We start from the raw sequence: 20,317 nt of genomic DNA, 5'->3' as shown, positions 1-20,317 counted from the left end.
GAAACAAAATATTTTGGGGGATTATCATTTGGAAAACTATCATTCGTTAGTCAATTCACAAAAATCATTTTTCCGCTCGGGCAAAACTAAGGATCTCTCCTTCCGCTTAAATGCATTAAATACGTTAAGAAGCGCCATTAAAAATTATGAAATAGATCTGATGCAGGCATTACGGGACGATTTAAATAAATCAGCATTCGAGGCCTACTCAACCGAGATTGGCTTCGTCCTTGAAGAATTGCGCTTTATCATCAGTCATTTACCAGTATGGGTCAAACCGAAAAAGGTCAAGACACCGCTCACCCATATTGGCTCCAACAGCTATATTTATTCGGAACCATACGGTGTATCGCTGATTATTGCACCGTGGAATTACCCGTTTCAATTGGCGCTGGCGCCATTAATCGGGGCGATTGCTGCTGGAAACTGCGCGATAATGAAACCGTCGGAATTAACGCCGAAAACTTCAGAAATTATCGCGAACATGATTCAAGAATGTTTCTCTGCCGATTTTATTTCTGTCATCCAAGGCGGAGTGGAAACAAGTCAGGCACTGCTGAGCGAACCATTTGATTATATCTTTTTTACTGGCAGTGTAGCCGTTGGAAAAATCATTATGGAAGCAGCCGCAAAAAATCTGACTCCACTTACATTAGAGCTAGGCGGGAAAAGTCCTTGTATTGTTCATGATGATGCCAATTTAAAACTGGCAGCCAAACGGATTGCCTGGGGAAAATGTACCAATGCCGGGCAAACCTGCATCGCCCCTGATTATCTTTATCTTCATAAAAATGTTCATGACGAATTTTTACAGCAGTTAATAACGGCAATTGCGGAGTTGTATGGGAGTGAGCCGCTTCATAATCCGAACTTCACGCAGATTGTCAGCGAGCGGCATTTTGAACGGCTTTCTTCTTTTTTGAAAAATGGTCAGGTTTATCACGGCGGGAAGACAAATCGAGAAAAATTAATGATTGAGCCGACGGTATTGACGAAGATTACGTGGGATGATCCGATTATGAAGGATGAGATTTTTGGTCCGATTCTTCCAGTCCTCAAGTATGAGAAATTGTCAGAGGTTCTCGACGGGATTCAGCAACACCCGAAGCCGCTTTCACTTTATATTTTTTCCGAAAATGAACGGATCCAGGAAGAAGTTATTAACAGTGTGTCGTTTGGCGGCGGCTGTGTGAACGATACCGTTTATCATTTTGCCTCCCTCCACCTCCCATTTGGAGGCGTCGGTCCAAGCGGGATTGGGTCTTATCACGGAAAAGGCAGCTTCGATACCTTTTCTCATAAAAAAAGCATCCTCAAGCAAACCACCCGCTTCGATATCCCGTTCCGCTATCCGAATGTGAAGAACGGGTTGAAAAAAATCAAGATGTTTTTGAAATAAAAAATGGCCGGGAGTATGCCTCCTGAGCCATTTTTTATAGGATTTTCACTGGAAGTAATGGTAAAATGTAGATAATTAAAAATTGGAGGTTCATTCATGAGTGATCATAAGAAAGAAAAAGTAAAAACATGGCTATTGGTAATCATGATCATAAGTCTTGTTGGTGCATTTACTTTATTTTTCCTGGGACATTACAAAATCGCACTTGGACTAGCTGGAGTTTTTATGGCTTTAGCGTCATTCCTGAGCCAATGGACTCAGACAAAAAATGCAGAGTATGTTTATCGGAAATCTTACAAGAATAGATGGTAAGAAATCATCATTAGTAAAATTTTTTTTAAGAAATTTTACAATAACAAAAGCAGCAAATTCTTGTAAGTTTTATATTTCAACTGCATTCGATGGCAGTTCTTTTACCTGTTTTAAATAATTTGTCACACGCTTGTCATCATCATCATGATATTCAAAATTAAGACTTTCCGCTACTGATTTAGCGGTGGCTCGAAATAGGTTGGTCATAGAGAATAATGCCTTCCAAACACTTTCATATTTTCCATCGGAAAAGGTTGTCATCAACTCTCTCCAGGTATCTTCTGGTAAAAATTTTTCTAAATATTTCCCACATTTTCCGATACTAACTGCAAAATCGTTTTGAATTCCAACCTGCCATTCCAGCATTTTCAATAGCATGGGTTGTACATAATTATTTAAATGTTCCTGAGCATAAAGAATTTCTTTTCTCCACAAACCTTTCGCCACATATGTAGCAACCCACCAAAACTCATTGCAGCATGTTAAGAAATCTTCTTCGGAGGGGCGTTTCACCCAATAATCTTTATCCGTTGGCGGGGCAATGTCCGGGAGAGTCTGATCTTTGTCCAGCAAAATGACGGTAAGCTTATCTTCCTGGAGATACTCGTCTTTTTTATTTAATGGTATTAATGTTAAATCAATGCGGTTTCCATCAGAAAAAAGCATAAGGTAAGGATATCGATTACATGATAACGATCGCTTTTCAGGGGTCTGCATAATGATTCGCTCTCCAAAAATATCTATCCATTTCTCGTCTTGTATAAAAGAATCCATTTCGTTTACAAGGTAAACAATATCGAAATCCTGAAACAGATCCTTTGGTGCGTTGGGATTCGTTCGTGATCCATTCATCGCAACAGCACGAATTCGATCGTCTCTCTTAGCCAAACTTAAAATTAGGTCGACCATTTCTTGTTCAGATCTCATTGTCTGACCTCCGCTATTGTATTAATATGACTGGAGTTTTCTAAAGGACAAACGGTAACTTATTCTGGTCTGCATTGTTTTGTCCCATAGACCGCTGCTATGGGATATTTTTCAAGATTATTTATCGATTTGTCTCATAGTCCAACATATAAACAATTAGGCTTAGTGGTGTTCTCCAAGCCCAAATATTTATTATTTAATTACAATTTCTTTTCCCCATTAACCCCATTAATTGAATAGCTCGCGGTTATCTCAGCATTTAACGAATGGGCGACGGAACAATACTTATCCTTTGATAATTGAATCGCTCTGACTACCTTATCTTCAGGCAGCTCTCCCTCTAGCGCGTAATGAATATGAATGTTGGTGAAACGCTTTGGATGGTCATCAGCCCGATCACCCTTCACATCGATGTGAAAGGCAATTGGATTGAGCCTCATTTTATGCAAAATCGAGATAATGTCGATTCCGGTACATCCAGCAACAGCATTTAAAATCAATTCCGTTGGCCGGGCACCGGTATTTTCGCCGCCAATATCAGGTGCTGCATCCATTTTAATTTCATGTCCGGAAGGGGTGACGCCAGAAAATGCCATCTTTCCTAACCATTTAATTACTGTTTCCATATTCCTTCCAACTCCTTTGTTCTTCTTTTTTAACTATGTTGTTCCATCATTTCAGAGTTCAAACTCCCACTCATCTTTGAGGTGTAAGTAAAGCACCAGCAATGTGTTTTCTAAATTCTCTTCCGATTCTCCTACAACCTCCACGCCGATTTTTGGCAGCAGGAGGTCAGCAATCTTTCTGGTCATTTGATCCCTTTCCGCCTCAGGAAGCTGCATAAACCGGGCTGCATATGTATTAATTAATTTCCAATCCTTTGCCTTGAACGATTTCAACGTCCATTCATCGATAATCAAATTCTCTTTTGCCAGCCCGCGTTCTTGTATTTCTTTTTCAATTCCGGACAGTTTCTTCTTCCGCTTTGCTTTACGCTCGTGAACGACGATTGTTCCTGCGACCAAATCTCCCAACCGCTTATGTTTCGAATGAAAGAAAACCATGATGATTCCAAGAAAATAGCCAGTTGGCAATGAGTCGATTAAGCGCAGCAAATTTCGAATAAAGCTGGAAAGCAGAGTAATGCTGTGACCGTTATCCTGGATGACGCGAATTCCAACAAGTTTCTTCCCCAACGTTCTGCCGCCTGAAAAATATTCACAGACAAAAAAATAACCATAATTTATAATAAACAGAGCAATGATGGCAATTGCTATCGGTACCGTACTATTCTCCAAAAAAGCGGGAAGTGATGAAATTCCTTGCATCACCACAATTAATAAAATGACAATGGCTACATTAATAATCCCTAAAAGAATTTGGTCAATGATAAACGCCGCCGCCCTGCTGCCTAATCCTGCAACGCGAAACTGAAGCGAGACATATTCGGGAGTTTTAACCTCCATTTGTTCAGAATTCATTTAGATTCCCCCATCACAACGATGTTTTTTTCAATAGATGTTCCTATTTTTCTACAATGTTACTATAATAAGGAATAGAATGTAAACTCCGGGAAGGTGTAATCATGGACGTTAAACAATTTATCAAGCAGCATCGGGAAGACTGGAAACAGCTGGAACAGTTAGTGACCTCTTTAAATAAAGGCAAAAAGGTGATTAGCGGTGACAATATGACGAAATACTATCGGCTTTACCAAAAAGCTGCCCAGAATCTTTCATACAGTCAAACCTATTTTCAACACGAAGAAGTGACCCAATATTTAAATGGACTGGTTTCAAAAGCGCATAATTTGTTATATAAAGATCAGGTCTCAAGCTTTAAACAAATTCGTTATTTTTTCAGTACAAAATTTATTGGCCTATTACTGGAGCAATGGAAATTTGTCGTCGCTGCGATGCTTTTATTTCTCATTGGCGCGCTTGGCAGCTTCCTTGCCGTCATGAATGATCCGCTCCATATTTATTCGATCCTGCCGGCAAATATCGCTCAGGGAGTTGACCCGGAAAGACTCGGCAGCAATGCCGGAGCTGTTGATTCTTCTCTGATGTCAGCAAGTATTATGACAAATAATATTCAGGTTGCAATGCTGGCTTTTGCCGGAGGAATTACATTTGGAATTTTGACGGTCTATTTACTAGTGTATAACGGCATCATCATTGGAGCACTGGCCGCTTTGTTCTGGCATCATGATAAGTCCTATGATTTTTGGGCCTATATCGTTCCCCATGGGATGATTGAACTGACGGCCATCTTTATTGCCGGAGGGGCCGGTTTGTTAATGGGCTATAGGCTGTTTGTTCCGGGTCTGTATTCAAGAGGCTATCAATTAAAGCAGCAGGCCAAACGCTCGGTTCAGCTGCTGCTCGGGACCATTCCACTCTTCATTATTGCTGGGATTATTGAAGGCTTCATTACACCGGCGGACATTTCGCTTGAAGCAAAGTACATCGTCGCTTTGCTAACAGTCATAGGTTTAATTTTATATATGATTATTGGAAAGCTCAAGTTCGCCAAAGCTACAACAAATTCTGATTCATCATCTCAATATAGTGAGAAACAGCGGTGACCGCCAATTTTTCCTCCGGGGCCTCAATCATTTGCAGGCCCTGACGCTCCCATTTATTCTTTTCCCGCTTTTTAAACAACAGCTGCTGCTGGGCAATACTCTTTACCATCGCCGCTTGAATATCCGTTGGGGGAGCCTTTGAATGTTTCACCAGCGTCTGATCCTCTACCCCAATCAAGAAAAATAAATGGCGTGACCTAAGCCGTTTTAAATAAACAAGGGCGGATTCCTCGTATAAAAATGTTCGAACATCGCTGAATAATAACAACAGGCTGCGCTTCTTCTGGACCATTTCCAGGTATTGAAACACGGCAGCATAATTGGATTCGGCCGCATCCACCTGGACATGGTAAATCGCTTGCAAAATTGTCTGCAAATGGGCCATCCCTTTGGCCGCTGGAACAAATACTTTGATTTCTTTCGAAAAGGCAATAACAGAAACGTAATCCCCTTTTTGCAGTGCTGCAGCAGCAACTGTCATCGCTGCTTCCATTGCTTTTTCCAAGCGATTTCCCTTTTTTAGCTCGGCCCCCATCATCCGGCCGCAATCAATTAAAATCGTAATGAACTTCCCGTGCTCTGGCTCATATTCATTCGTCATAACTTCCCTTAGCTTCGCTGTTTGCCGCCAGTTAATTTTGCGCGGGTCGTCGCCGACGACATAGCTGCGGATTTTGGCGAATTCACCAACGCCGCTTAGTTGTTTACGAATCTTCAAGCCTTCATACAATAAAAATTTCTGGGCGTTTTCTAAATACTGCCTCGTTTCGGTTAAGTCAGGAATCACCTTGACCGTCTGTGGTAATTCCACCGTTGTTTGTTTCTCCCATAGTCCAAATAGGCTGCGATAGCGGAAATACAGCTTATTTACTTCATATTTTCCGCGGTCAGCAGCGGTGGTGTCATAGTCAATTTTCACCAACGAATCCTTGGCAATCGTTCCCCGGACAGGAAACGGGCGAACGAAGGACTGGGGCAGACTATCGATGAACCGGTAAGAAACAGTGTAAGCAGAGGAGTTATCTACCTTAATCGTGACGGCATAGCTTAACCCTCGTTCCATTTCCTCCGGCACTATCCTGTTAAACTTGAGCTGTGATTTTTTCGGTGAGAAAAATAAATCGGCCAGGCTTACGAGAAAAACAACAATATTAATTGTCAGCACATACCACCATGACAACCCTCCTACCGTCGCTATCGCCAGGGCGGCAGTAAGGATAACATAAACGAATAATAATCGTTTCGTCGGAAGGATCCCTTTATCTTGGAACAGGAACCGAGCCCACAAGCTCTTCAATAATTTGGTCAACGGTTGCTCCCTCCAATTCTATATGCGGAGATAATTGGATCCGGTGCCGTAATGCCGGTTTGGCAACCATTTTAATATCATCCGGGGTCACATAATCTCTTCCGGCAAGATAGGCCCACGCCTGTGCGGCTTTTCCAATGGAAATCCCGGCCCTGGTACTGGCGCCAAATCTGATTGCCTCCGTTTCCCGCGTTTTGCGGACGATTTTCATCGTATAGTCAAGGACATTTTCCCCGACAGTGACTTCATTCACTTCTTTAGCAATCTCGATAAAAGTGGGTAAATCCAATACTTCTTGAATCGAATGGACAACAAATTGATTTTCAATCACTTGTTTGAGTACCCGTTTTTCTTCCTCAAAAGTTGGGAAATCAATGTACAATTTAAATAGGAAGCGGTCCTGCTGTGCCTCTGGCAGTGGATAGGTGCCCTCAAATTCGATTGGGTTTTGCGTAGCCACAACAAAAAACACTTCAGGAAGTGGGTACGTTTCCCCCTGAATCGTTACCTGCTTTTCTTCCATTGCCTCCAACAGCGCAGCCTGTGTTTTTGCCGGTGTACGGTTGATTTCATCAGCCAGTAATATATTGGTAAAAATAGGGCCCTTTAAAGTCTCAAAGCTACCCTCTTTCATATTGTAAATCATACTCCCGGTAATATCGCTTGGCAGCAGATCCGGGGTGAATTGAATCCGGTTGAAACTGCCGCCAAGGAGTCCAGCGAGCGTTCGTACCATTTGTGTTTTGCCGGTGCCGGGAACGCCTTCAAGCAGAACGTGCCCCCCTGCCAGCACCGCTGATAAAAGCAGCCGCAAGTTCAAATTTTGTCCGAGAATTCTGTTTTCATACGATTCTAATAAGGATGTAAGCTCTTGTCTCATCCTTGTTCCACCTCTTTCCGCAATTGGTCAAGGCGTCCTGACCAAAGTAAATATTCCTGTTTATTAAGCGTCCCTTTTTCAAGTATGGCTGTTAATCCCTGCAGGAATGACCGAATTTCTGCCGGTTTTATCCCATGCCACTTGCGCTCCAAACTGCTTGAGAGATCCTGCCATTCGCGACTATAGGGAATTTGCCAGCGTTCTTGCAGCAATAGTTTCAAATAATCGGCCTGAATCACGATGGAATCATGATACCGTTGACCGCGAAGGAGCCACGCAGCCATCGCCCGTAATCCTTCATCACTAAAACGAACAGAATCCTCCCGTGGCGTGAACACGGGTCCAAACCGTTTTCCTTGGTGCCATAGCCAGAGGATTAACAGCACAATTCCTTGAAACAGCAGCAACAAAAACCACTGTGGATAAACGGATAACGCTGATGAAGCGGTCACGTCTCCATGTAGATACTCATCAAACAGAATCGATTTGGCACCGCTGGTATTCAGTAGACTGATGACAAGCGGCAAATTGTCATTGGTTAAAATATTTCCGTTCGTCATCCATTCAGGCGTGACGGCCACAATCAATTGTCCCTTGCCCAATGTTTGCCTTAAAGCGACCGTTCCTAAATCATCATGAAGCAGTATGTTATCATCATGGTTTGCTTCAAGGCGAACATAGGAATCGATTTTCGCCTTATAGACTTGGTTACTGGAATCGTAGACCTTAAAAACTTGGTCACCCTTATTGTCTTCGTCAGCAGCTGGTACCGTTTGAACATCAAACATTCCTTTTGGATTATCTTCCAATAGCAGCACGGTGTTACCCGCTTTGATAAAATCGATATACTGCTTCATTTCTTCTGAATCAGGATTGTTCATCGGCTCGACGATCACAAGCAATTGCTTTTCAGAGGCCTTTGGTAAAAATTTAGGAGCATGGTTCCAGCGATTTACGTTCATTTCTTTACTCAAGTATGTATACAATCCCTTTACCCCGGTCGGAGAAGGAGAATTCGAGACATAGCTTGGATAGAATCGCGGCTGAGGTGAAAAGGCGTAATAACTAATCACACTAAAGGCAACCAGTAAAAAAGCCAGCCCTAGCCACCCTTTTCTAGCCTTTTTCAACGTTTACCCCTCCTCCAAGCTCCTCTTCTGTCAGTTCCTTCATGACATCCTGATGGAACTGCCGGTATTCCTCACTGTTCACTTTCCGCTCACCATAGGTAACTTCATCAAAAAACCGGGCAAGCTTGAAAAACTGCTGTGCCTTTCTTTGCTCTACTTTTCTAAGTTCCTCATAGTACTCCCAGTTTGTTTTCCAAATTCTTGCCTCGAGCCAGCCCTTGTCATGGAAGAACAGCAGAAGCGCCAAGAACAAGTGACGCGTGGATTGTGTGAAGTTGCCCAAAGCTTCCAGTCTTTCGGCTTCCAGAATATGCTGCCTATAGGTCCAATTGATCTCTTGCTGCGATTGCAGCGGTTTTTGCTTTCGGAGCATGCGATTCCGTTTATGGTTCCGAATTAGAAGAAAGGCAGACAAGGCTAAAAGAAGGAGAACTATGACCATAACGATGATTAATACCGATCCGGCCGCACTGTCGGAAACCTGGACTGACGGAAATATACTTGCCAATTTCTCAAGAATCCACTGTTTTGCTTTTTCCCACCAGGTCTCAATGATTCCTTTTGATTCGTGATATACACGATACTCTTTTTGATTTAATATCTCTTTCAGCTCATCCCGTGCCTTATGGGCATCAAGCATGGTCATCACCTTAGTTATTTAATATTGGCGGATTATTATATTCATCGATTAATTCCTTTAAGTCATCGCCATCATGACGTGTTTTTAAATCTAAATACATCACACCATAACCGATTGAAAAAATCATCGTCGTAAACAATGTTACCAGATTTGAGATCATTGACAGCAGAACACTATTTCCCAAAGCCAGCCCAAGGGTTGCTTCAACGGCAAAACTAATAATCGAAATGATCAAATAAAAAACAATGTAGAGTCCGATTAACACCCAGGTCCGTCCTTTGGTTAGCAACCAGCTTCTGCCAAACCCGGGAGACTGACGGTCAAGTACCACCGAACCAAAATAAAAACTCCAGCGCGTTAATAAATAAACAATCAACACGCCAAAACCGAAAAACAACACGATTGCCAGCAGCACACCGACAACCGGATTAGCGGCCATAGAGCCGAAGACACCGGTGAATGCCACAGCTAGAATCGGCACGAGAATGATCCCCAAAATAATCAGTCCATATAAAATACTGCTGCCAAGCATCGGCCAAAAGCGTGAAAATGCTTGCTTTATGACTGCTTTGATGGTAAATTCTTCATTTTTACGAATATGATCAATCCCAAAAAGAATGGCTGCTTCTGCCACAGGTCCGAAAATCAACGTAACCAGCCCAATTAAAATGAGACCCAAATCAGCGCCCAGACTGCTGGAATCAATCGTTCCTGATTCCGTAAAGCCCGTTAAAATTTGCTCATACCAGGTATTGCCACTGCCGACTTCCCGAAAGAAGTTGGTCCCTGAAGCTAATTGAATGATCGCATCCACCAAATAAATCGGTCCATAAAATATAAGAAGAATGGTGAAAAAATCCTTAAACTTTTCTTTACTCAAACTAAAGGTGTGATCGAGTATTTCCCCAAATCCTTTTGGTTTTGTAAATTTAGAATCCAACGCTTCTCCCCCTTAAGAAAAAATAGTCACAATTATTATTTTATCATTTTTAGATTACCGATTGTGGGAATTTTGGAAAAAACATAAAATTAACTACCTTAAATGATTTCGCATAAAAATTGAAAAATTAGTCGAAGAATAGAATGAAAATGGGTACGGAGAGTGGATCGAAAAAATGATGAGAAAGCGAATCTTAAAATTACCAAAAAGCAGCCATACAGGATATACCATCGCAGCTGGTCAACCAATTAATAATCGCCAGCCAAAACTGGTTTCCGTCATTACTCCGGTATTTAATGCGGAAAAATATTTAAGAAAAACAATTGATTCGGTAACCGTTCAATCACTCGGACTAGACAATATCGAATACCTACTGATCGATGACGGTTCAAACGATTCATCCCGAGATATTTTATTAGACTATTCCTCTAGATTTCCAAACATCATTGTTGTCTTTTTAGAAAAAAACAGCGGCACACCCGGCAGACCTCGAAATATCGGAATGGAGCTAGCAATCGGAAAGTATATCACCTTTTTGGATGCCGATGACTGGCTGGAACCAAAAGGTCTTGAAACTTTGGCAGCCATCCTGGAAGACACCGGTGATGACTATGCGGTTGGGAAGACAATCCAAGTGAAAGCGAATGGAAATACGATTATCGGGGAACATGAATCCTGCAAAGAGCGACGCAGTGTTTGTCCTTCCTCCATTCCTCATGTTTTTCATCATTTAGGTCCAAGAGCAAAAATGATGAGAGCTGACATCGTTAGGGACAATCAAATTCTGTTTCCGGAAATGAAATTTGCTGAGGACAAACAATTTTTTATGGAAGTCTTGGCCCACAGTACCAAGATTTCAACGACGACGAAACCGATCTATTTTTTGAATCGAAGCGATAATCAAGAAACAAGGCTGACAAATCAAACCAACATTATCCAAAAAGCAAATTGCAATTTAAAAGTCATCCATCATGTAATGAATAATAATTGGGAGAAAAATAAACAAAAAATGATGCTAAACCGGTTATATGAATTTGACTCGATTTCCCGGTTTTTCTCCACCCCGCATTTTCAAAAAACGAAGCTGAAGCCTGTCTATTACTATAAGCTAAAGCAGGTATTAAAAACCACAAAACAATTAGATTATGAGTTTTCTGAGGAATTTCTGCAGCCGCTGAATAAGACCGTTTATCAGCTTTTTCGTAACAAAAAATATCGCGATTTAGAAAACCTGATTGCTTGGAACCAGAAGGAAAAGGTAAAGGAAGTCACGATAAAAGACGGTCTGCCCTATATGATTTTTAACGATGATACTCATATTCGAGTACCGATGCATGCCATCTTTCTCGATGACGGTTTTTTCCAAGATACATATCGGCTCACATTCTCGGTATTCGGGGATTATCTAAATTCATTGTCAGATGTTCTAATTCGTGATACCAAAAACGCCTTGAACGAAATTTCCTTCCCGGTGGTGGCAGATGGTAATGGAAATGTGACAGTTGAGATTGATTTGGTGCTATTAACCAGCCTTCCCCCCTCCACTTATTCGATTTTTTTAAGATACCGGGATTATCTGAAAATTAATATTCGAAAACCCGCCAGTGATCGAGTACGGCACCTGATGAACCAGCATCAATTTACTTTTTTCCAAACTGTTTATGGGAATATTGGTTTAAAAATTGAAAAGCAACAGGAGTAAATACACAAAACAGCCTCCCCCTACATATTTTAACGTATCGTGATATTTTGGGGGGAGGTTTCATAATGGTTATCCATGTTGTCCAGCGCGGTGAAACATTATGGCAAATCGCCAATCGTTACCAGGTAATGTTCGGAAATATTATTGAAGTGAACGGTCTAACAAATCCAAGTCAGTTGGCAGTGGGCCAGGCATTGGTGGTCCCAACATTGGACGTCTTTCATACCGTTAAATCAGGAGAAGCTTTATGGTCCGTTGCCCAGCGATATGGTACGACGGTTGAGGCGATTATTCGGGCCAATCAACTTACCAATCCGGCGCTAATTTATCCTGGGACGGTTTTACGAATTCCGGCAATTTCGCATACGATTGCTCAAGGAGAAACATTGTGGATGATTGCCCAGCATTATGGAACGACCATCAATGCGATCATCAAAACCAACAAAATCCAGAATCCCAATCAGTTATATCCGGGCACAGTGCTGGTGATTCCACGGAGTAAGCCGGTGATTGAAAGCAACGCTTTTACCTACCATTCCGGCCAGCAGGCTCTTCAGATTGTTGGGGAAGTCGCGGAACACTTGACGTATATTGCCCCATTTGCTTATGTGATACAACCAGATGGCTCGCTTGTTCTATACATGGAAAATGATTCAGACGCCATTCAAGCCGGCCGAAGTAAAGGGGCCGCGCCAATGATGTCGATTACCAACTTTACAGCGACTAAAGCCGGTGAAAACATTGCCCATAGCGTGCTTTCGAGTGAACAGAACCGTGAAAAACTATTGGAAAATATTTTGACGATCATGCGGACAAAAGGTTATCGCGGTCTTAATATCGATTTTGAAAATGTTCTGCCAGCGGACCGCGAATTGTACAATCAATTTCTGCAGTGGACCGTAAACAGGCTTCATCAGGAAGGATTTTTTGTCTCAACCTCCTTAGCCCCAAAAATTAGTGGCGAGCAAAAAGGGTTATTGTACGAAGCCCATGATTATCCCGCTCACGGCAGGATTGCTGATTTCGTGGTTCTGATGACTTACGAATGGGGCTACCGCTTAGGACCGCCGCGGGCAGTTTCACCGATCAATGAAATCCGTCGTGTTCTCGATTATGCCGTTTCCGTGATTCCCCGCGAAAAAATTCTGATGGGTTTCCAATTGTACGCCAGAGATTGGCTTGTTCCTCATGTACAAGGACAGGAGGCGGAAACCTATAGTCCACAAGAAGCGGTAAACCGGGCGCTAAAGTATGGCGCCACAATCCAATATGATCCGGTCGCGGCAGCACCTTATTTCCGATATACCGATGAACAGGGACGCAGTCACGAAGTCTGGTTTGAAGATGCTCGAAGTGCCCAAGCCAAATTTGATCTAATTAAGGAATATAAATTGCGCGGTGTCAGCTACTGGGTTCTCGGTTATCCATACCCGCAAAACTGGACGCTGCTGGAGGATAATTTTACAATAAAGAAATTGACTTGATGAAAGACAGTTCTCCTTCGTTTGTTTGCAGTTTTGTCCTTCATCACCGGTATGAAGGACAGTTCTCCTGCATTTTTCTGATGTTTTGTCCTTCATCGTGCTTATGAAAGACAGTTCGCTCTTGTTTACCTAGTGTTTTGTCCTTCATCGTGCTTATGAAGGACAGTTCGCTCTTGTTTACTTGGTGTTTTGTCCTTCATCGTGCTTATGAAAGACAGTTCGCTCTTGTTTACCTAGTGTTTTGTCCTTCATCGTGCTTATGAAGGACAGTTCGCTCTTGTTTACCTGGTGTTTTGTCCTTCATCGTGCTTATGAAGGACAGTTCGCTCTTGTTTACCTGGTGTTTTGTCCTTCATCGTGCTTATGAAGGACAGTTCGCTCTTGTTTACCTAGTGTTTTGTCCTTCATCGTGCTTATGAAGGACAGTTCGCTCTTGTTTACCTGGTGTTTTGTCCTTCATCGTGCTTATGAAGGACAGTTCGCTCTTGTTTACTTGGTGTTTTGTCCTTCATCTCCCTTATGAGGGACAGTCTCCCCTAGTTATCTCTTAATATTGTTCGTCACCCTTTAGAAAGGTTTATATTGAAGGAAAAGACAAGGCTTGCGCTTGAGCATGGCTTTGGCGGCGGAATGATGTTATGGGAAACCGGCCTTGATGCCCCAGGGAATGCTGGTTTGACCGCCGTGATTTTTAATGAGCTAAAAAACGACACTATCAACTATTATACTGCACTGCAACGATAGCCTGGCAAATATGTCGGGTTATTTTTTTGTAAAAATTTCACTATGAATCTGGTCATTAGGAAAGCTGGCAATTTTGTCTGCCTGCGCCAATTTTGGAATTTGCCACATGTTTTTCAAGTTTTATTGCAGGAAATTGTCGAAGAAAATAGAATCAAATAATAGAGTTTTTTAATTCGGGAGGGAAAAGGATGCGGAAATTTTTAACTTTATTATGTGGGGGTATTATTGCCTTCTCATTATTTGCTTGGTCCGGCAACCCGGTAAAAGCAGCCGAAGAGTCAAGTGATGATTGTGGCTGTCACGATCTCATTCCACTTCAAGGGGTTGAACGAAACAAAATTGTCGCAAAATTGATCAGCAGTGATGCCTTTAAAGCAGTGAAGAAGGAAGCAAAACAGAATGGCTATACCTGGAATGGGGCAAACGAAGTGGAAGTTGTTATTCCTGCTGAAGGAGTGACAATGGTTGGGGCAAAATTTACAAACAACCAAGGAAACGTTTTAGTTTATGTTTTCATTAATGGAGTATTTGCAGGTACGAGCCCTGAATAGTAAAACAAATTCCCAACCTTTTCCGGTTGGGAATTTGTTAAATTGCCTCATAATACCAAATGCCATTTTCAAAGCTTTTCTTACACTGGTTGTTGTAATACAAATACTCCAGATGGGCGATCGTTTCTCCTATTGCAAAGCGGGTTTCATGGGTTGTTAACGGCCTTGTAAACAGTTGCTTGCAGACTTGATAGATCGTCGCTGGAGATTGGATGTAATCATACACTTCATTCAGACGATCATGATGGTGGGAGATTAATTCGGTAATTCTCTTATTGGCATTTTGAAACGGTTTTCCGTGAGAGGGAATCACATATTCCGCCTCTAATGATTCAATTTTTCCTAAAGATTCGAAGAACGCCTCTAATGGATTGGGATTCCCGCGAAACCAATAGGAAATATTCGGAGTGATTTTCGGCAAAATATGGTCGGTTGAAAACAGGATGCTGTTCGCTTTGTTATACAAACATATTAATCCATCAGAATGACCGGGTGTAAAAATCACCTCATATTCATTTTTTCCAAATACCAGTTTTGAGCCCTCTTCAAGATGGCGTCCCACCTTTGGGTATGGTTTTACCCGGGGATTAAAGCTCCCCTCATCGTTGGTCAGTTCAACTGCGACATTTTCCGGCAGTCCGCATGTATGATAATGATCCTTGACCTTCTTAAGCGATTCCGGCTCCCAAAATATTCTGGCGGCTTCATCATCTATCTTCGTCATCCATACATCTGCATTCGTTAGCTGCTGTAATGTCCCACCATAGCCATAATGGTCGGGATGTAGATGAGTAAGAATGATGGTCGAAATGTCATATTTGTCGATATAAGGTTTCCAGATTTCCCTTGAAACCTGATTATTTAAACCCGTATCAATAATGATCCAGCCCTTGGAACCTTCTGCAAAAAAACAATTCACGTGATTTAAGCGAAAAGGTAAGGGGATTGTAACTTGAGTGACTCCAATATCCTCTAACAAACTACCGAGCTCCTTCCGTGACTCAATCAATTTTTCTAAATTATCAATCTATTACTATCATGCCATAATGCTTTCAAAAAATAAATAAAAATAACCTCGCGACGACACCAGGAACACCATAACAATAGGACTTCCCTCGAATTTGTTCCGGAAGCCCCGTTGTTCATTTAGCTGATTTGCTCTTCGCTTTCGCCATTTATTATGGTTCGTTTATTTGGAATAATAGTTAGGTTTGATTTTTTTAGTAAATAATGAAAATGGTCGAGCGGCATTGCTCCGTGCCCTTTACCATCTCCAAGAGTGAATTGTACCGTGGTCCCGTTATTGGTAATGACCGTCATCGATTCGGCCGCGTTAAAATAGCCTTGAATGTTTTGCGAAATTTGAAACTTTGTCCCTGCTTCAATAGACATTCCGTCTCTCCTTTCGTTCGTTTTTCCAAACAGTATTCCCCGTTTATTTAAAAACATACTTCAATTTTCAAATCCAGCCCATTCACCATACTGTCTGAAAATTAAAAAACCCCTTCAAATTGAAGGAGTTTTATCCGCGGATCTGGCCATTTCCTTGGACAATCGCTTTTGTTGTAGTGATCGCTTTCAGTCCCATCGGTCCGCGGGCATGCAGCTTTTGTGTACTGATGCCGATTTCTGCCCCATAGCCAAACTGTTCACCATCAGTAAAGCGGGTGGAGGCATTATGATACAACACCGCGGCATCCACGGCCTGGAAAAATAACCGGACATTTTCAGCTGTTTCACTAATAATTGCTTCCGAATGTCTCGTTCCATAGCGGTCAATATGGTCAATTGCCTCCGCTAAGTCATCGACAAGCCTTACCGCCAAAATCGGCGCTAAATATTCTCGCGACCAATCCTCTTCCCCGGCCTCATTTACGAACTCATAAGCTGCTGCCAATTGCTTATCGCCGCGAAGTTCAACCCCTTTTTCCTGCAGGGTTTCAAGAAGCTCGCGAACATACGGCCACTCCTTATGAATCAGCAGTGTTTCCATCGCGTTACATACAGATGGACGCTGCAGCTTGGCATTAACTGCGATCTCCATGGCCATATTTTCAACAGCCGATTGATCAATGAAAATATGGCAGTTTCCCACCCCGGTTTCCAACACGGGAACTGTCGCATTTTGAACCACTGTTTGAATCAACCCTGCACCGCCGCGCGGAATCAATACATCTAAAAATTGGTTCAGCCGAAACATTTGCGAAGCCGTTTCCCTGCTCGTATCCTCAAGCAACTGTACCGCATCTTCGGGAATTGCCGTTTCTGCTAAAGCGGCATGCATAATCGCAACGAGCGCTTTATTAGAATGAAGTGCTGAAGTACTGCCTCTGAGCAGCACTGCATTTCCTGCCTTTAAGCAGAGGCTGGCGGCATCAACGGTTACATTCGGCCGGGCTTCATAAACCATGCCAATCACACCTAATGGAACGCGGACAGTTTGAATATACAAGCCATTTGGACGCTCCCATGCTTCCAGCACTTCTCCAATTGGATCTTCCAATGCCACAACCTGATGGATACCTTCAACCATTTGATTAATCCGGTCACTTGTCAACAGCAGCCGATCCAAAAGAGAGGCTGACAGCCCTTTTTCTTTGCCTTCTTTCATATCTTTTTCATTTTCACGTAAGATCCATTCTTTTTCATTGGCTATTTTGTCAGCCATATAAGCCAAAGCGGCATTTTTTTCCCATGTCGAAAGCATGGCCAGTTTTTTTGAAGCTGCTTTTAGCTTTCCTGCTTTTTCTAATAATTCACTCATCACATTACCCCTCCCATAAGCTCACCCAGTTATCGCGATGGATGACCTCTGCTTTTTTATTGATCGAAAAACGCTTTGTTTCAGTACTTGACAGCCCCTTGACCCTGACCAAATCCTTTGCAGAAAAATAAATCTGTCCCTTGCCAATGATTTTCCCTTTTTGATTGCGAACCTCCACCACGTCTAAAGCATTAAAGTCACCTATCACATTTGTCACCCCAACCGGAAGCAGGCTTTTCCCTTTTTGAATTATTGCTTGCTCGGCACCTTCATCAATTTCAATGATCCCGCCAACTTGAGAATGGAAGGCAATCCACTGTTTTCGCATTTGCATCTGTGACTGGAAAGGACCGCCGATATAAGTTCCATCCCCTTTGCCAGCTAAAATGTCGACCAGTTTTTCCTTGCCTGCTCCGGTCCCAACAAAAACACTGACCCCAAGTGATAAAGCCTTCTTTGCGGCCAATAGTTTCGATTTCATTCCGCCGGTGCCAACTGCTGAGCCATTTTCATCGGCCAATCCAAGAAGCTGCTCTGAAACCTCAGGAATGAAATGATATTTCTTGGCCTCCTTCGACTCTTTTGGGTTTCCATCGTACAGTCCATTGACATCTGTCAAAATAATTAAGGCATTGGCATGTAAAAACCCGCTGACAAGCGCTGACAACATATCGTTGTCGCCAAAGGTTAATTCCTCTAAAGAAACAGAATCATTTTCATTGATAATCGGCACCATCCCTCGGTGGAGCAATTCAGTCATCGCTGAATATAAATTTTGAAACCTGGTCTGGCTGTAAAAATCCTCCCGAGTCAACAATATTTGCGCTGGCACGATGTGATATTGTTGAAAAAGCTGGTTATAATGCTGCATTAATAACCCTTGGCCGACAGCCGCCGCAGCCTGCTTACCGGCAACTGTCTTCGGTCTGGCTGGATATCCAAGGGCATGAAAGCCGGCGGCAACGGCACCTGATGAAATCAGGATAACATCATGCCCCTGCTGCTTAAGATAAGAAATTGCTGCTACATGATCCTTGATTCTTTCTTCAGATATCGTTCCACAGCTATTTGTCAGTGAACTGCTGCCAATTTTCACGACCACCAGTTGTTTCCTCATTCCTCAAACCCTCTTTTTGAAAAAATAAAAAAAACGACTCTTCTGTCCTATAACAAAGGACGGAAAAATCGTTTCCGCGGTACCACCTTTTTTGATGCCTGGTGTCAGGCACCCGCTTTAATCCCGTAACGTGGGTCTTTAACCGGCTTATGTTGGCATAAGCAGATTTCTTAGGGCAGGTTCAATCAGCTTTCCGTGAGAAACCTTTCAGCCACCGGGTTTCACTCTCTGGCACGTTCCCTTGATTTACTAGTCCCTAACCATTTCCAGATTTTTATTTTCTTTGATTATCCTTAGAAATGGCTAAATTGTCAATATAATTTTTCGAAAATTAAAAAAGCAATCGTTTAGCTGTAAATATTTGCTTTTTAACCGATTCAAAAACCCGAGCGCCAAGAACACGCTCGAGTCTCTTCAGCCTATTTAATTTTATTCAATGCCTCCGTCAGCGTATTAACCAAAAAGTTCAAATCCTTTTCTTCGATACTTAATGGCGGTGCTAACGTAAGGACGTTATTATAACCGGCCACTGTTGCTCCGTTTTTGCCTATAATCACCCCGTTTTCCTTGCAGCTGGCGATTACCTGGTTAACCAGACCAACCGCTAACGGCTCTTTTGACGCCTTATCCTTCACTAATTCAATGCCGACCAACAAACCTTTGCCACGAACATTGCCCACATATGGGTGATCTTGAAGCTTGTTTTGCAAATCGTTGATTAGTTTTTCTCCCAATTCCCGCGAACGCTCAAATAAGTTTTCTTTTTCCATTAACTCAAGATTTTTCAGCGCCACTGCACAAGCCGCAGGATTGCCGCCAAATGTATTGACATGCCGGAAATAATCATATTCCTCGGAACCTTTAAATGCCTCATAAATTTCTTTGCGGACTGCCGTAGCCGACAGCGGCAGATAGGCACTGGTGATCCCTTTTGCCATCGTGATAATATCTGGCTTAACCCCGTAGTTCATGAATCCAAATGGTTTGCCTGTCCGGCCAAAACCACAGATCACTTCATCCACAATCAGCAGAGCGCCATGCTTCTCACACACTTCCTTCGCTGCTTTCATATACCCTTCCGGCGGGACAATCACCCCGCCGCCGGTAATAATCGGCTCCATGATCATCGTCGCAATGGTTTCACTCAGTTCCCACGTCATCGTCTGGTCAATTTCTTTGACAGAGGCCAATTCCCTCGGGTCGGCAACATTTGTATCATCCCGATAGGAATCTGGCGGTGAAACATGGATAAACCCAGGGGCAAGCGGCTCATATTTGAATTTTCTCTGAGCCTGGCCGGTTGCTGCTAAAGCTCCCATGGAGTTGCCATGGTAAGCACGGTAGCGGGAAACAATTTTGTAGCGATTATGTTCACCCCGTTGCTGATGATATTGCCGGGCGATTTTAAAGGCGGTTTCATTGGCTTCGGAACCGCTGTTGGAATAAAAAATAACATATTCGTCTTCAAGCATCTGGTTCAATTTTTCAGCCAGTTTTATTGCTGGTACATGGCTTTGGGATAAAGGAAAATAGGCCATTTGTTTTAATTGTTCATATGCGGCATCCGCCAATTCCGTCCTGCCATAGCCGATATTGACGCACCAGAGCCCTGCCATGGCATCCAAATAGCGCCTGCCATCAACGTCTGTAACCCACGAACCCTCTGCCTTTTCCGCAACAATGGAAGCCTTTGGGCTATGAGGCCGCATCGCATGCCAAACATATTGGTCATCCTTTTCCAGCAACGTCTCTTGAAAGCGGTCTGTCTGTACCATCAACATTCCCTCCTATTTTTTACTGACAGCTCCTGCTTATAGCTGTCACAATCCGT

At 42.7% G+C, this 20,317-nt stretch carries 20 protein-coding genes; 7 read left to right on the top strand and 13 right to left on the bottom strand.

What is annotated here, in order from left to right; translation table 11 throughout:
• The first annotated feature begins 28 nt into the window (after nt 1–28).
• Nucleotides 29–1,399, top strand: a complete 1,371-nt coding sequence (locus RCG24_RS05415; RefSeq protein WP_308078522.1) for an aldehyde dehydrogenase — start codon at nt 29–31, stop codon at nt 1,397–1,399.
• Between the two features lie 96 nt (nt 1,400–1,495).
• The gene (locus RCG24_RS05410) at nt 1,496–1,711 is read left to right on the top strand and encodes a hypothetical protein (protein WP_308078521.1); all 216 of its coding nucleotides are present in this window, start codon (nt 1,496–1,498) and stop codon (nt 1,709–1,711) included.
• A 69-nt stretch (nt 1,712–1,780) separates the two neighbouring features.
• Here RCG24_RS05410 and RCG24_RS05405 read toward each other — a convergent pair whose 3' ends face one another.
• The 3 genes from RCG24_RS05405 to RCG24_RS05395 form a co-directional block, all read right to left on the bottom strand.
• Nucleotides 1,781–2,638: an aminoglycoside 6-adenylyltransferase gene (locus tag RCG24_RS05405; RefSeq protein ID WP_308078520.1), complete on the bottom strand. Its 858-nt coding sequence runs from the start codon at nt 2,636–2,638 to the stop codon at nt 1,781–1,783.
• Between the two features lie 200 nt (nt 2,639–2,838).
• A complete protein-coding gene (locus RCG24_RS05400; RefSeq protein ID WP_308078519.1) occupies nt 2,839–3,264 on the bottom strand; it encodes an OsmC family protein in 426 nt (141 codons plus the stop codon).
• A gap of 51 nt (nt 3,265–3,315) precedes the next feature.
• On the bottom strand, nt 3,316–4,119 hold the full coding sequence (locus RCG24_RS05395; protein ID WP_308078518.1) for an RDD family protein: 804 nt from the start codon (nt 4,117–4,119) through the stop codon (nt 3,316–3,318).
• 104 nt (nt 4,120–4,223) lie between these two features.
• Between RCG24_RS05395 and RCG24_RS05390 the strand changes: the two genes are divergently transcribed.
• Nucleotides 4,224–5,225 carry a stage II sporulation protein M gene (locus tag RCG24_RS05390; RefSeq protein ID WP_308078517.1) on the top strand — a complete coding sequence of 334 codons (1,002 nt, stop codon included), beginning with the start codon at nt 4,224–4,226 and terminating at the stop codon, nt 5,223–5,225.
• Here RCG24_RS05390 and RCG24_RS05385 read toward each other — a convergent pair.
• Genes RCG24_RS05385 through RCG24_RS05365 form a run of 5 tightly spaced genes read right to left on the bottom strand, consistent with a single transcriptional unit; the run spans nt 5,176 to nt 10,124 of the window.
• Entirely contained in the window at nt 5,176–6,534 is a 1,359-nt protein-coding gene (locus RCG24_RS05385) for a DUF58 domain-containing protein (RefSeq protein ID WP_308078516.1), read from the bottom strand. The two genes, RCG24_RS05390 and RCG24_RS05385, sit on opposite strands and share 50 nt — an antisense overlap.
• The gene (locus tag RCG24_RS05380) at nt 6,485–7,414 is read right to left on the bottom strand and encodes an AAA family ATPase (RefSeq protein WP_202651333.1); all 930 of its coding nucleotides are present in this window, start codon (nt 7,412–7,414) and stop codon (nt 6,485–6,487) included. The genes RCG24_RS05385 and RCG24_RS05380 overlap by 50 nt, the downstream gene beginning before the upstream one ends.
• Nucleotides 7,411–8,544, bottom strand: a complete 1,134-nt coding sequence (locus tag RCG24_RS05375) for a DUF4350 domain-containing protein (protein WP_308078515.1) — start codon at nt 8,542–8,544, stop codon at nt 7,411–7,413. The genes RCG24_RS05380 and RCG24_RS05375 overlap by 4 nt, the downstream gene beginning before the upstream one ends.
• Nucleotides 8,531–9,190, bottom strand: coding sequence for a DUF4129 domain-containing protein (locus RCG24_RS05370; RefSeq protein ID WP_308078514.1), 660 nt, complete (start codon nt 9,188–9,190; stop codon nt 8,531–8,533). Before RCG24_RS05370 ends, RCG24_RS05375 begins: the two co-directional genes overlap by 14 nt.
• Before the next feature lie 4 nt (nt 9,191–9,194).
• Nucleotides 9,195–10,124: a hypothetical protein gene (locus RCG24_RS05365; RefSeq protein ID WP_308078513.1), complete on the bottom strand. Its 930-nt coding sequence runs from the start codon at nt 10,122–10,124 to the stop codon at nt 9,195–9,197.
• Between the two features lie 175 nt (nt 10,125–10,299).
• Here RCG24_RS05365 and RCG24_RS05360 point away from each other — a divergent pair, with 175 nt between their 5' ends.
• The 4 genes from RCG24_RS05360 to RCG24_RS05345 all read left to right on the top strand — a co-directional run bounded on the left by RCG24_RS05360 (nt 10,300) and on the right by RCG24_RS05345 (nt 14,605).
• Complete coding sequence (locus RCG24_RS05360) at nt 10,300–11,826, top strand: glycosyltransferase family 2 protein (RefSeq protein WP_308078512.1); 1,527 nt, start codon at nt 10,300–10,302, stop codon at nt 11,824–11,826.
• 65 nt (nt 11,827–11,891) lie between these two features.
• Entirely contained in the window at nt 11,892–13,310 is a 1,419-nt protein-coding gene (locus RCG24_RS05355) for a LysM peptidoglycan-binding domain-containing protein (protein ID WP_308078511.1), read from the top strand.
• A gap of 582 nt (nt 13,311–13,892) precedes the next feature.
• Complete coding sequence (locus RCG24_RS05350; protein ID WP_308078510.1) at nt 13,893–14,054, top strand: hypothetical protein; 162 nt, start codon at nt 13,893–13,895, stop codon at nt 14,052–14,054.
• 188 nt (nt 14,055–14,242) lie between these two features.
• Nucleotides 14,243–14,605 (top strand): hypothetical protein, encoded by a 363-nt coding sequence (locus RCG24_RS05345; protein ID WP_308078509.1) that lies wholly within the window; start codon nt 14,243–14,245, stop codon nt 14,603–14,605.
• A 37-nt stretch (nt 14,606–14,642) separates the two neighbouring features.
• Here RCG24_RS05345 and RCG24_RS05340 read toward each other — a convergent pair whose 3' ends face one another.
• The 5 genes from RCG24_RS05340 to RCG24_RS05320 form a co-directional block, all read right to left on the bottom strand.
• Nucleotides 14,643–15,584, bottom strand: a complete 942-nt coding sequence (locus RCG24_RS05340) for an MBL fold metallo-hydrolase (protein ID WP_308078508.1) — start codon at nt 15,582–15,584, stop codon at nt 14,643–14,645.
• A 167-nt stretch (nt 15,585–15,751) separates the two neighbouring features.
• A complete protein-coding gene (locus tag RCG24_RS05335; protein WP_308078507.1) occupies nt 15,752–15,997 on the bottom strand; it encodes a hypothetical protein in 246 nt (81 codons plus the stop codon).
• A 130-nt stretch (nt 15,998–16,127) separates the two neighbouring features.
• The gene (locus RCG24_RS05330) at nt 16,128–17,369 is read right to left on the bottom strand and encodes a glutamate-5-semialdehyde dehydrogenase (RefSeq protein ID WP_202651351.1); all 1,242 of its coding nucleotides are present in this window, start codon (nt 17,367–17,369) and stop codon (nt 16,128–16,130) included.
• 4 nt (nt 17,370–17,373) lie between these two features.
• On the bottom strand, nt 17,374–18,486 hold the full coding sequence (gene proB, locus RCG24_RS05325) for a glutamate 5-kinase (RefSeq protein WP_202651353.1): 1,113 nt from the start codon (nt 18,484–18,486) through the stop codon (nt 17,374–17,376).
• A gap of 419 nt (nt 18,487–18,905) precedes the next feature.
• Nucleotides 18,906–20,261, bottom strand: coding sequence for an aspartate aminotransferase family protein (locus RCG24_RS05320; protein ID WP_202651355.1), 1,356 nt, complete (start codon nt 20,259–20,261; stop codon nt 18,906–18,908).
• Nucleotides 20,262–20,317 lie beyond the last annotated feature (56 nt).

This window comes from Neobacillus sp. OS1-32 (assembly GCF_030915425.1).
GTDB lineage: Bacteria > Bacillota > Bacilli > Bacillales > Cytobacillaceae > Neobacillus > Neobacillus paridis.
This window is presented reverse-complemented; position numbering and strand designations above follow the sequence as displayed.

Excerpts from the sequence above, each read along its gene's own strand:
- RCG24_RS05330 (WP_202651351.1), bottom strand. The coding sequence starts at position 17,369 with ATGAGTGAATTATTAGAAAAAGCAGGAAAGCTAAAAGCAGCTTCAAAA.
- RCG24_RS05355 (WP_308078511.1), top strand. The coding sequence starts at position 11,892 with ATGGTTATCCATGTTGTCCAGCGCGGTGAAACATTATGGCAAATCGCC.
- RCG24_RS05400 (WP_308078519.1), bottom strand. The coding sequence starts at position 3,264 with ATGGAAACAGTAATTAAATGGTTAGGAAAGATGGCATTTTCTGGCGTC.
- RCG24_RS05405 (WP_308078520.1), bottom strand. The coding sequence starts at position 2,638 with ATGAGATCTGAACAAGAAATGGTCGACCTAATTTTAAGTTTGGCTAAG.
- RCG24_RS05370 (WP_308078514.1), bottom strand. The coding sequence starts at position 9,190 with ATGACCATGCTTGATGCCCATAAGGCACGGGATGAGCTGAAAGAGATA.
- RCG24_RS05320 (WP_202651355.1), bottom strand. The coding sequence starts at position 20,261 with ATGGTACAGACAGACCGCTTTCAAGAGACGTTGCTGGAAAAGGATGAC.
- RCG24_RS05335 (WP_308078507.1), bottom strand. The coding sequence starts at position 15,997 with ATGTCTATTGAAGCAGGGACAAAGTTTCAAATTTCGCAAAACATTCAA.
- RCG24_RS05410 (WP_308078521.1), top strand. The coding sequence starts at position 1,496 with ATGAGTGATCATAAGAAAGAAAAAGTAAAAACATGGCTATTGGTAATC.
- RCG24_RS05390 (WP_308078517.1), top strand. The coding sequence starts at position 4,224 with ATGGACGTTAAACAATTTATCAAGCAGCATCGGGAAGACTGGAAACAG.
- RCG24_RS05360 (WP_308078512.1), top strand. The coding sequence starts at position 10,300 with ATGATGAGAAAGCGAATCTTAAAATTACCAAAAAGCAGCCATACAGGA.
- proB (WP_202651353.1), bottom strand. The coding sequence starts at position 18,486 with ATGAGGAAACAACTGGTGGTCGTGAAAATTGGCAGCAGTTCACTGACA.
- RCG24_RS05395 (WP_308078518.1), bottom strand. The coding sequence starts at position 4,119 with ATGAATTCTGAACAAATGGAGGTTAAAACTCCCGAATATGTCTCGCTT.
- RCG24_RS05345 (WP_308078509.1), top strand. The coding sequence starts at position 14,243 with ATGCGGAAATTTTTAACTTTATTATGTGGGGGTATTATTGCCTTCTCA.
- RCG24_RS05380 (WP_202651333.1), bottom strand. The coding sequence starts at position 7,414 with ATGAGACAAGAGCTTACATCCTTATTAGAATCGTATGAAAACAGAATT.